The sequence below is a fragment of the Arthrobacter sp. 10N418 genome (assembly GCF_056394725.1).
This window is the reverse complement of the sequence record NZ_JBFTIK010000029.1, coordinates 21,240-32,016: the sequence shown is the minus strand read 5'-3', so window position 1 is coordinate 32,016 and position 10,777 is coordinate 21,240. Positions and strand designations below refer to the sequence as shown.

At 63.8% G+C, this 10,777-nt stretch carries 9 protein-coding genes; 2 read left to right on the top strand and 7 right to left on the bottom strand.

Translation table 11 applies throughout. From position 1 onward, the window contains the following. Positions 1 to 130: 130 nt before the first annotated feature. Positions 131 to 1,207 carry a maleylacetate reductase gene (locus AC1DCZ_RS17525; protein WP_476975729.1) on the top strand — a complete coding sequence of 359 codons (1,077 nt, stop codon included), beginning with the start codon at positions 131 to 133 and terminating at the stop codon, positions 1,205 to 1,207. A gap of 669 nt (positions 1,208 to 1,876) precedes the next feature. Here the strand turns inward: AC1DCZ_RS17525 and AC1DCZ_RS17520 are convergent. Together AC1DCZ_RS17520 and AC1DCZ_RS17515 are read right to left on the bottom strand one after the other, a co-directional pair. Next, positions 1,877 to 2,065, bottom strand: coding sequence for a hypothetical protein (locus tag AC1DCZ_RS17520; protein WP_476975728.1), 189 nt, complete (start codon positions 2,063 to 2,065; stop codon positions 1,877 to 1,879). A gap of 17 nt (positions 2,066 to 2,082) precedes the next feature. After that, a complete protein-coding gene (locus AC1DCZ_RS17515; protein WP_476975727.1) occupies positions 2,083 to 2,910 on the bottom strand; it encodes a hypothetical protein in 828 nt (275 codons plus the stop codon). Between the two features lie 488 nt (positions 2,911 to 3,398). Here AC1DCZ_RS17515 and AC1DCZ_RS17510 point away from each other — a divergent pair, with 488 nt between their 5' ends. After that, positions 3,399 to 4,142 carry a hypothetical protein gene (locus AC1DCZ_RS17510; protein ID WP_476975726.1) on the top strand — a complete coding sequence of 248 codons (744 nt, stop codon included), beginning with the start codon at positions 3,399 to 3,401 and terminating at the stop codon, positions 4,140 to 4,142. An 84-nt stretch (positions 4,143 to 4,226) separates the two neighbouring features. On the opposite strand, the gene AC1DCZ_RS17505 is transcribed toward AC1DCZ_RS17510, so the two are convergent. Genes AC1DCZ_RS17505 through AC1DCZ_RS17485 form a run of 5 tightly spaced genes read right to left on the bottom strand, consistent with a single transcriptional unit; the run spans position 4,227 to position 10,776 of the window. Continuing rightward, positions 4,227 to 4,667, bottom strand: coding sequence for a DUF4913 domain-containing protein (locus AC1DCZ_RS17505; protein WP_476975725.1), 441 nt, complete (start codon positions 4,665 to 4,667; stop codon positions 4,227 to 4,229). A gap of 11 nt (positions 4,668 to 4,678) precedes the next feature. Beyond that, positions 4,679 to 6,448, bottom strand: a complete 1,770-nt coding sequence (locus AC1DCZ_RS17500) for a type IV secretory system conjugative DNA transfer family protein (RefSeq protein WP_476975724.1) — start codon at positions 6,446 to 6,448, stop codon at positions 4,679 to 4,681. Beyond that, the gene (locus AC1DCZ_RS17495; protein WP_476975723.1) at positions 6,445 to 8,019 is read right to left on the bottom strand and encodes a helicase HerA domain-containing protein; all 1,575 of its coding nucleotides are present in this window, start codon (positions 8,017 to 8,019) and stop codon (positions 6,445 to 6,447) included. The genes AC1DCZ_RS17500 and AC1DCZ_RS17495 overlap by 4 nt, the downstream gene beginning before the upstream one ends. Then, positions 8,019 to 9,527 carry an SCO6880 family protein gene (locus tag AC1DCZ_RS17490; RefSeq protein WP_476975722.1) on the bottom strand — a complete coding sequence of 503 codons (1,509 nt, stop codon included), beginning with the start codon at positions 9,525 to 9,527 and terminating at the stop codon, positions 8,019 to 8,021. Before AC1DCZ_RS17490 ends, AC1DCZ_RS17495 begins: the two co-directional genes overlap by 1 nt. After that, the gene (locus AC1DCZ_RS17485; protein ID WP_476975721.1) at positions 9,514 to 10,776 is read right to left on the bottom strand and encodes a TrbL/VirB6 family protein; all 1,263 of its coding nucleotides are present in this window, start codon (positions 10,774 to 10,776) and stop codon (positions 9,514 to 9,516) included. Before AC1DCZ_RS17485 ends, AC1DCZ_RS17490 begins: the two co-directional genes overlap by 14 nt. Position 10,777 lies beyond the last annotated feature (1 nt).

Genomic DNA, 10,777 nt, shown 5'->3' with positions numbered 1-10,777 from the left:
TGCGACTGGGCGAAACTGCGCGGCGTGGCCGAAAACGGCCCCGTACTGGTCCGCCCTGACAAACACGTCGGCTGGCCCACGGACCGCTTGCCGGGTGATCCTGAAGGCGCCCTTTACAGGAGAATTGACCATGAACCTGTCTTTTGAGCATGTGACCCTGGGCCAGCGGGTCCTTTTCGGCACCGGCGCGGCCGCTGCGAACCTCGCCGCGGAAGTCGCCCGACTGGGCGCACAGCGGGTGATGGTGATCGCCTGGGACCGTGAGACACCGGTGGCCCGCACCGTCGCCGCTGACATCAAGGTGGCGCTGTGGCACCACGACGTGGTGATGCACGTGCCGATCGAGGTCGCCGAGAAAGCGAGGGCCGCCGCCGCTGAAGCCGGCATTGACCTGCTCGTCTGCGTGGGTGGGGGCTCGACGACAGGACTGGCCAAGGCGATCGCCATGACCTCACGCCTGCCCATCATTGCCGTGCCCACCACCTACGCCGGCTCCGAAACCACGAACGTGTGGGGCCTGACCGAATCGTCCCGGAAAACCACGGGAGTGGACGACGCGGTGCTGCCCGTCACGGTCATCTACGACGTCGCACTGACCCTGTCCCTGCCGGTGGAGATGTCCGTCGCGTCCGGCCTGAACGGCATGGCCCACTGCATCGACTCGATGTGGGGCCCGCGGGTGGACCCGATCAACGCCGCGCTCGGCGCCGAAGGTATCCGTGCCCTCAGCCGCGGACTGCCCCTGATCGCGGAGGACCCGTCCGGTACCGAAGGACGCGAGCAGGCCCTCTACGGCGCGTACCTGTCCGCGGTCGCCTTCGCCTCCGCAGGGTCCGGGCTGCACCACAAGATCTGCCACGTCCTGGGCGGGACCTTCAACCTGCCGCATGCGCAGACCCACGCCACCGTGCTGCCCTACGTCCTGGCGTTCAACGCACCCGCCGCGCCCGAAGCCGCGGCCCGCATCGCCGCAGCCTTCGGGACCGCGGACGCCCTGACCGGGCTCCAGGATCTCCGTAAACGCATCGACGCCCCGAAGGCGCTGGCGGACTACGGCTTCACCGCCGACGGGATCGCCGAAGCCGTTGCCATCGTCCTCCCCGCCGTTCCGGCATCCAACCCACGCCCCGTCACCGCCGAAAACCTCACCCGCCTCCTCCAGGCAGCCCTCACCGGTGAAGACGCCCGGGTCCTCCTGGACCTCTGAGCCGGCCTCTGATCATGCCGCCAGCGCACGCTTCCTACCCCGAACCTAAGGAGTACAGCATGTCTAACACCACCGATGCCCGGGCGTCCATCAGCCCCGAGCGGGCCTGCTCAAAGGTTTTGCCACACGGCCGCTTGTGTAACCGGACTAGTCAGGTCCAAATTACCTGGCTCGCGGGTGGGGAGATAGTCCGGTTACGGCACACCCCAATCTGACGTCATGCAGCCGCGGCAAAGAATGTCGGAGTAGGGTCTGATTTTCACTTTCTGACACTGAATCCAAAAACTCATAGATCCTAACCCGACACTTTGAACCGTCCTGCGCTGACACGGCATGCGCCCTTTGAAGCGAGGAAAAGGCATCATGGTGCCCCAGTCCTCAGCTGCCGTCTTACCCAGGCAGCGTCCGCACATCTGGGAACCGGCCCTCTGGGGCCTTCTTCGGCTCCAGGGGTGTTCGGGGTCCCGGGGGTCTTCATGTCGCACTTGTCGAACAGCGGTCGATCGAGCCGAGAAGAGAACTCTTTACCCGGCCTTGAAGGCGTTGGCCGTGAGATCGAGAACCGCGATACCCCGCATGGCTTGGGACCGCAGAGACCGATCAAGTGGCATCGGCGCATGTTTGGACGCGCCAGAAATAGCGTTAGGAAAACTGCGCCCCTCAGCGTCTCTAACGCTGCTTACGGATACCCGTTTCCGTTGGAGCCTTGGTATGGCGTGTCTCGATGACGTCGCGGCGTAGCAGCCATGAACGGCGGCGCGCCGTCTTCAGCACAAGGGGAGCGTCCGGAATTGCCTTCTTGGCCGTCGTCCGGATGAAGCCTACGCCGCCTGGCGATACTTCGACTCGATTGCTCATGCTCACAGTCTAGGCCGTTAGGCCGACTTTTCGCTCCGTCCCGCTGCGGCCGCTATTGCAAAAGCCGGTGCGAGTTCGGCTGCAATCAGCTCTGCCAGGAATACGTCGCCCTTTGACAGAGACCCCGCCTTCGGAGCGTCAACAGCCACCATGCCGAAGACTGCTCCGCTGGACCAGATGGGGGCGCGGATGAAGGTGCGATACCGTGCCCGATCGCCTTCATAATGCGGCGGGGCTTCTGCCGAGGTGTCGGCGTAGAGCTCGCCCTCCGGCGAGTTCCCTGAAAGGTACGCCAGGATCTCGGCACCGTCTGGTTCGTCAAAGGAGAACGTCCGGGGGACATCGTTGCGACCCAAACGTGCCAACGGATACAGCTCATTTGGTTGTTTGACCGCATATACGATGGCCCGTACATCGGTGCTCTCCGGCATCATGGCACCCAACGCGCTGCAGCAATGTGTAGCGATGGTCTTCAGGCTCTCATTCAGCAGCTCAGGACTGGAATAGGCCGGGTCGACGGCGGCAAGTTCGGCCATCAGATCCAACGCAGGACCAAGTTTGTTTCGGAGCTCCTTCATCGTGTCGTACCGAGCCTCGGCCACGGACTTGACATTCTTGTGGTCCCGCGCAGCCTTAATAATCAGGAGAACCGTGGCCACTGCCCCTGCACCAATCGCAAGATACCGAAGAACGGTGGCCAGGCCGCCATCGAGTTGGGCCCACCCCATGAGAGCAGTCGCGATGCCGGCCAGTGACGTCGGAGCAACAGTAAGCAGCAGATTGGACCGATCAGCCCAAAAGAGCCCGCGCGTAACCGGCCCGTCAGTGCTTGGTTGCTTGGACATGGTCACCTTCATCCGAATCGTTGCGTATCGTACTCAAGAAGTTCAGCAGGACTGGGCCCACACTTCCACTACACTTGAGCTACGGGTAAACCGGCCAGAAGTTAACACAGCTAAAAGAGATGACGTGAAGAGTTACTGGCGGGTTTATACGTTCAGAATGAGAGGACGTATTTCACGCCGTGGTGCAACTAAAGGAGATCTATCTCGATCTTGCCCGTCTCAGCGACAAGGAGCGCCAGGCCTTTCAAGCGCGGCAGGGCCGCCTCTACGGCCAGTTCGGAAAGTCAGCGACCAACGCAACCAATGCTTTGACCGACCATTTCGGCGCACCGGGGCTCCTGTCAGCGGAAGGGCTTCGAATACGAACCCCTTTTTCCTACCTTTCGACACCTATACCTGAGGGAGCCGCGTCTGACAGACGGGCTCCGAAACGTGACCTGCGTCCTCCGGCAACAAGGATTTCCTCCGGCAAAGGTGCTGCCCTGCGGATGTACCTGACCGCGTTGGCCTATGCCCAGATCAGGAATCGACCCGGTCGCAGGGTCACGCTCGACGTACCTCTTGCGACTTTTTCGCGGGAATGGGGATGGAACGACATAGTCGCCACTCCAGCGGTCACTTCGGGGCGTGGAGAGACGAGTTCGACCATCCGGGAAAAGAAGGCCAGAACGTTGGCCAACGTGTTGGACACTCTTGAGGAAGCAAAACTCGTTCATCTGCCTGGGACCCCAGGCCGACGAGGTAGGCATGAAGGGTTCAGCCTCCTGGACGAGTCCGGATGGCAGCGGGGCGGGGATCCGCTCCCTTACGCAGTTCCTCCCAAAAACGAGGACTACTTTACGCTGCCTGTTGGGTTTGTAACCCAAGGATGGCTCCATGTGCTTGAGGACTCCGAGATTACCCTCCTCCTTATGGTCGCGTGTCGCCGAGGCACTCTCATGGCACTAGGAGACGATCCGGACATCATTCCGGGCGAGGTGGCAATACCCGCGGAGATAAGGCTCAGGCACTACGGGATTCATCGGGATCCCTTCTCCGCCGCACGCAAGACACTCGAATGGTTTGGGCTTCTCGGCGTCCGGGAAGTGCACCGACACGAGGACGGGCGGGCTGAAGATACGGTGATGAGGCTGCATAGGCTTTCTCTGCTCCAAGAGGGATTCGAATCCCCGGCCTTAGATACAGTCCGTGAGACGATCGATCACCAACTCGGCCGACCAAGACTGGGATGACCGGTTAGGCTTTCGGCTCGCGAACGGCTCGCGAACGGCTAGGGGACGAGCTGCTCATGCTTTGAACTTTTGGCGTCGGCGGTCCTACGCAGGCAGCGTCCGCACGTCAGGGAACCAGCCCTCCGGCGCCTTCTTCGGTTCCAGGTGTTCGGGGTCGCGGTGCTTTTGCATGTCGCATTTGTAGAACGGACCGCGTGGGTCCAGGAGCACGCTCATGTGGTGGTCCGCGTGGTCCTTGAACCAGACGCTGATTCCCGTTGCCCCGTCCAGCCTGAGGTGTTCCCAGGCACGCCACAGCGCTTCTATGCGGGAGACTGCTTCGGGGTGGAAGTACCATTCGAGGCACCATTTTGCGGCGCGGCCGTCGACGTCGCGGACGTAGGTGGGCAGCAGCTGTTCGTGCAGGAATTCTTCGGCTGAGCCGTAAACGAGTTGCGGCGGCTTTTGCTCCTCCCCTGCCGGGCTGGCAGGCTCTTCCGCACTGGTGCTGGGAGCTTCGTTGAATCTGCCGATGTCTATGGTCATTTCAGAGTCTCCTACCCGGTGACCCAGGGGTTGGCGGGAGCTCCGGCAGCTACCGGCACGGCCTCTTCTTCCGGGCGGGAGCTGTACTTCGTGATGGATGCCTCTACGGCGTCCTTGTGGGGTCCGGTGTACCAGGGCATGGTGCGGACCAGTGTGGCCGGCGCCCCTGATGCGAGGACGACGGCGCGGCCGCGGTCCAACTCAGCGAGGTTGGAAACATCGAAGATGCGTTCCTTGCCCTCTTGCCGGGAGCGGCTGGAGCCGGTTTTGCCGGAGGAGATGGAGACGTTGGTGTAGCTGTAGTCCCCGATCAGGTCCGAGAGCGCGCGGAGGAATCCTTCTTCGGCCACTCCCCCGCCGTAGACCTTGACGTTCGCGGCGGACCAGATTTTCCGCATGTTCGCCTCGCCCCACAGTTCGACGCCCTGGGACCAGGACTGCAGGATGCCCATCACGATCAGGCCCTTGGAGCCGTAGTGGCTGAACTGGTCCGGGAGGGCGGCCCAGCGGACGACGTTCGCCAGCTCATCGAGGGCAAACAGTGCAGGTTTGGGCAGGCGGCCGCCGCTGCGCTCGGCCCGTTCCTCCATCGCCTCAGCAATCGCAACGGTCAACGCCGTTGTCAGCGGAGCGGCTGAGCCTGCCCCTTCCTTGGAAAGGATGTAGATCGTCTCCTGAGAGGCGGCGAAGGCGTGCGGGTTGAACTGCCGGCGGGCATCACTGGCCACGGTTGCTCCGCCTGTTGGGGCGACCCAGCGCAGGGTGTTCCTGCTTTTGAGGCACTGGATCATCTTTTCGGCGGTGCCGAAGATACCGTCGCGCTGTTTGTCGGCCAGCTTCAGCGTGGACTCCAGGCCCTTGTACTGCAGCTCGTAGTCATGCTCTCGAAGGATTTCAATGGGTTCCTGACTGACCTGCTCCGTCACCCACAGGTAGACCTGCGTGATGGGCAGCTGCCCGAGGGCGGCCGCGAGGAAGTACGAGGAGAGAATGTCCTCTGCCTTGGGATCGAAGTAGGCGTCCGGTTTCGATCCCGGCAGACGCGAACCGACCGAGAAGTGCTGGGTGAGCTTGTATGCCTTTTCTTCGTCGGTGACGTAGGACAGCGGGTTCCACCACCAGTCCGGTTCCTCCTGCGCAATCTTCTGCGGATCGAAGACCCACACCGGGGCCGTGGCTTCCCGGACGCCGCGGGTGCCGTCCACGACGTCTCGCTTGTTCGAGGTTGAGACAACGGCACCTGGTGCGTCCAGGATGGCGGGCATCACGCGGGAGGTGGACTTACCCGTTCGCGGCCCCCAGATGTCGAGGCTGAGGTCTTCCCAGGACTGGATGAACTTCTGCCCGGTGGAGACTACTTTGCCGACGACGATGCCCGGGGTGTCCTTTACCCCCAGCCGCTCAGCCTTGGCCTGCGCTCCCTTCTCGGAGAACGCCGCCAATGACTTCCCGCGGCCCAGATAGCGGGCAGCCTTATCCACGCGGGCACGTTTGGACGCGCCCTTCCGCCACGCCACGAGCACGACGATAGCCAGCGCCAGGATCACGCAGGCCATGAGGCACGCCGCGACGGTGGACTGGGTTGGCCAAGGCACCTTGCCCTTGATGAGCCCGGCGATCAGGTCAATAGGGTGGGCAGGGGGTGCATCGATGCCGGCCATCCAAGACCCGAGGTGGGCGGCGGCGTAGGTGCCGCCACCGAAGATGACGATGGCGCCGATGGCCAGCCAGACCAGCAGGGCATCTTCGAGCCCCATTCCTTTGCGGTTCGGTGCACTCACAGCGCGCCTCCTTCTGTAGGCAGCACAGGTGCTGCCGGGTCCATCAGCGTTTCGGTCGGTGCGTGCCAGCGGGTGTCAGTGTCGTTCAGGCCATCGTTCTTCTCAATCGAGGTCAGCCCGATGTGGACGGGAATGCCGGGACGGCCGCCGACCTTGATCAGGAACTTGCCCCGGCCCGGGGGTTCGACGTCGAGGCCCCGGGAGTCCCAGGCGGGCGGGTCCTGCCACGAGATGAGCTTTTGCTGCTCCTGCCGGGACAGCGGGATCGCGGAGGTCAGCAGCGGCATCTCCGAGGCGGGCAGGCCACCGCAAATCACCATGCCGGAGCGTTCGACGAAGCCGCGGGCCTTCATCCGGTCCTCTTCCGCCGGCAGGGCCAGCAGGTCTGACATGGTGTGAGAAATCATGATCTGTCCTACGCCGACGGACCGGTTGAGGCGGGTGAGGGCGTCGACCCGGTCGACCATGCCTTTGCCGGAGCGCAGTGCCCGCCACAGCTCGTCCAGGACGACGAAGTAGTTCCGGCGAGGTTCCAGACCGGCATCCGCCAGGGCATTGGCGACGTTGACCGTTCCGAATCCGTAGGACCAGCAGGCGAGCAGCACAGCGGCCTGGAGGTCAGTCGCGGTCTCGTCAATGCTGGAGACGTCGAAGACGACGGCGCGGTCCCTCTTCATGGGGTTGGTGGTCTGCCGGGAGAAGATTTCACCCAGCTTCCCTCCCCCCGTCAGGCCCAGCAGGGTTGCTTCCAGCGCACGGGTCTCCTGCAGGTAGACCGTCATGTCGCCACGGTCCAGAGCGACCTGCCGCAGCTCATCGGGAGCGGAGACGATGACATCCAGCAGGTCCTCCAATACCGGGATACCGTCGAACCGTTCATCGAGGACCCGCAGCGCCCGGTCCAGGATGGTTTGTTCCTGGTCGGTCGGCGGGTTGTTCCGGCTGATCGTGATCAGTGAGACGACCATGTTCAGCCGGCGGCCGTGCGCATCGGCACGGACCCGGGTGGCTGCTTCGTGGTGGCCGTGTTCCTCGAGGAGCTGGGCGACCTCAACGGCCTGGCCCGGATCGAGAATATTCAGGTAGCCGACGCCGCGTCCGAGCTTGATCACCTGCCCGCCGAGTGCTTCGACGGCTTTGACGTGCTCGCCTTTCAGGTCCCCGAGAACCAGCGGGTTGACGCCTTGGGCGGCGAGGCCCAGGAACATGCGGCGGACCAGGGTGGACTTTCCCAGCCCGGGTTTGCCGAGGATGAAGGCTGAAGGGTTTGAGATGAGTCGTGCGCGCTGGAACCAGCTGATCGGGTCACAGCAGACCGTGGCCTGGGTTTCCTCATGCCGACCCAGCGGGACGCCGATCATGGGTGAGGAAGCACCTGAGGAGAACGGCCACAGGCCGCAGACCTGGACTGTGGTTCCCCGGTACTCCTTCACGGACGGGACGAGCTGGGCCATGCCGCCGCCACGACCTGACCAGCCACGGGCACCTGGGCCGGCTTCACGGGGCTGCTTCCCGGTCTTCTTCCGGGCCGGTTCCGCAGTCTTCTTGGCAGGGCGTGCGAAGAGGTTCATCACAGGGCATCCTTGATTTCGGAGGGCACCATGCTGTGCTTGGGCAGGACGAGTCCCAGCGGCAGTGAGGCCGCGAAGGCGGTGTCCTGAGCGCCGTAGGCGCGGCGCAGGAGCACCCGGGCGGTGCCGGAGGTCTGTTCGATGGCAGCCACGGCATCAGGCAGCCTGTCCCGGTCGGTGACGGTGGCGGTGACGACCATGCCGAAGTTCACCAGGCCGGCACCGCGGGCTTCTTCCTGGGCGGTCTGCACGGCCGAGCGGGCATCGACCAGGGCACGGGCGCTGGGCCGGGTTCCGGAGGTGATGCGGACGTTGGCGTTGTTCTGGTCCCGCTCGACCACGGTTGCGGCCTTCGCGGAATCCATCGGACGGTAGAGCAGGGATACGCGTTTGCGGTCAATGTCTCCGTGCGGGGCCAGCAACCGGGACAGAACCGAGGAGTTCACGGAACCGCGGGGGGCGCCTGTCATGGTCCAGGAGACGGAGAAAGCGGAATCGTGGCGGTAGTCATCCCAATTCGCCTGCGTGGCGGTGGGGCCGACCTCACCCCAGGTCAGGGCAACGGGCGAACCGGCGGCGTGGGCCTCATCGATGATCAAAGCAGCAGGCGGGTCATAGGCGACGCGGACGACCTCGCACAGCTCCTGCGGGGACATCGGCCGGGCGATACCCGCTCCGGTGGACTGCAGCCGGGCTGACAGGCCGGGGATCCGGGAGGCAAGGTCCCGGGCCACATCTTCGGGGGCACGCTTCTTTGACCCGGACCGCAAGGATGCGTTGAAGGTCAGAGACACCCAGGCGCGGACCGTGGCCGATCCCTCCGGGTAGGTATCGACAACCTCGCGCAGAATGGCCTGGGCAAAGTCCGGTGCGTTCGGGTCGATGTTCATCTCGACTTCGTTCCGCAGCCGGTACCCGGAGTCCGGGGCGGTCTCTACTGTCACCGCCGCGGCGTCCAGTCCGGCCTCGTCAGCAAGGCCCGCTAGCCAACCACCCCAATTGGCTACCCAGGCGTCGACCTGCTCAGGATCAACCAAGGAGGCGCCATCAGGTTCGGTGGAAAAGATAACGGTGAAGTGGCTGGTAGCCGGGACGTGAAGCATGGCGAACGGGCGCTTGTAGGAGTCGGCGAACTCGTACAGGGTCGACTTCGCCGCGAGACCGGGCAGCTGATACATGCCCCACTCCGTCACACCCAAAGGGCCGGAGCGGTAGAGGTTCGTTCCGGAAGACTTGGCGAGCCTAAAGGCCATCCGGGTGCCGAAGCGGTCTACAACGGACTGGCCGTGCTTGTCCTTGACCGTCAGCAACAGGGCGCTGGCCCCGGCAAGGGCCAGGACAGCAAGGCCCGGGAACAGACCCCAGATAGCGAAGGTGGTGATGCCCATCAACAAGCCGGCCATGACAATCCCGGTGCCAATGGCCCCGAGGTTGCCCAGCCCGGCGGCGCGCGGTAGGCGCCAGTTGCCGTAGGACGGTTCCTTGTATTCGGTGTTAATTGCTGCCACTGGGGCCCTCCCCGGTTGAATCCTGCGCGGTCTTTTCGATTGCCTGTGACGTCTTGGTAGCCACCTGTGCCCCGGCGGCTAGAGCCATGCCGGCCGGGCCAGCTGCTGCTGCCCCGCCGCCTGCCGCTGCTCCTGCTGTGCCAGCTTTGCCCGCCGTTGCAGCGCCGGCGGCTCCTCCCGGGCCGGTAACACCCGGGGTGGGCTGGCCTCCCCCGCCCCGGGGACCAGGCGCTCCGTCACTGCCCTTCGGCGAACTGCCGGCGTGCGTGCTTTGCGTGTTGGTCGTACTCGTTGCAGGAATGGGTGCGGCGTTTCCTCTTCCGCTGCCGCCACGACCCAGGGACACAGCACCGGTGGCCATGGCACCAACAGCAGCCCCGGCCGCAGCTCCACTGCCCGAGGCAACGGCACCGACCATCGGTGTCACGAACCGCATCAACGCCGGCAAAGCGAACAAGGCAACGATCATCAACGAGAAGCCCGTGATCGAGCCGACAAGGGGGTCCTGCCTACTGCTGTTACTCATCAGAAGGAACGCGACCGAGTAAACAATCGCTGCCGCTGGTTTGTAGAGGATGAAGGCGATGGTCCAGCCAACTGCCTTCTGGAACCACTGTCGGCCCATCTCCGTGTTGGTGAACGCTGCCGTCGTGGGAAGGATGCCGGCCAGAATCACCAACATTCCGCTGCGGACGACCATCAGGACGATTTGGACCAGGGAGGCAATAAACCCGATCAGGCCCAGGACGATGAGAATGAAGACCGCGTCGCTTTGCTGGATGACTGCGATCGTCTGGAATGCGGCGGCAAAGCCCTTACCGTCGGTGGAACGCTCGATGATGGCAACAGCAAAGGCATCCGCGGCGATCACCAGGATCGAGATGACGCCCAGGCCCAGCCCCGACACGAGAGTGAGGGTGAGCAGCGAACGGAGCAGGTCCTTCAACGGTGCCCCGCGCTGTTCCCAGATCATCCTGATTCCTCCGAGGATGACGGCGAGGACCGCCAATGCCAATGTCCAGGGCATCAACTCGCTGTTAACGGCAGAAACAACAGGACTTGGTGTGCTGCCATCCTCGCTGGCCAGGTTCACGGTGGGCATCGAAACCCAGAAGGTAGACAGAGTCGTCACCATCTGACTCATACCCTCCATGATGGCCTTCGCTAAGTTCCCGATAGCGTCGTCGGCAATGCCAGAAATTACATTGCCCAACCCGCAGCCGAAGTCCCCAAAGTCGCACTCGGCCATA

Excerpts from the sequence above, each read along its gene's own strand:
- AC1DCZ_RS17525 (WP_476975729.1), top strand. The coding sequence starts at position 131 with ATGAACCTGTCTTTTGAGCATGTGACCCTGGGCCAGCGGGTCCTTTTC.
- AC1DCZ_RS17520 (WP_476975728.1), bottom strand. The coding sequence starts at position 2,065 with ATGAGCAATCGAGTCGAAGTATCGCCAGGCGGCGTAGGCTTCATCCGG.
- AC1DCZ_RS17515 (WP_476975727.1), bottom strand. The coding sequence starts at position 2,910 with ATGTCCAAGCAACCAAGCACTGACGGGCCGGTTACGCGCGGGCTCTTT.
- AC1DCZ_RS17510 (WP_476975726.1), top strand. The coding sequence starts at position 3,399 with ATGTACCTGACCGCGTTGGCCTATGCCCAGATCAGGAATCGACCCGGT.
- AC1DCZ_RS17505 (WP_476975725.1), bottom strand. The coding sequence starts at position 4,667 with ATGACCATAGACATCGGCAGATTCAACGAAGCTCCCAGCACCAGTGCG.
- AC1DCZ_RS17495 (WP_476975723.1), bottom strand. The coding sequence starts at position 8,019 with ATGAACCTCTTCGCACGCCCTGCCAAGAAGACTGCGGAACCGGCCCGG.
- AC1DCZ_RS17485 (WP_476975721.1), bottom strand. The coding sequence starts at position 10,776 with ATGGCCGAGTGCGACTTTGGGGACTTCGGCTGCGGGTTGGGCAATGTA.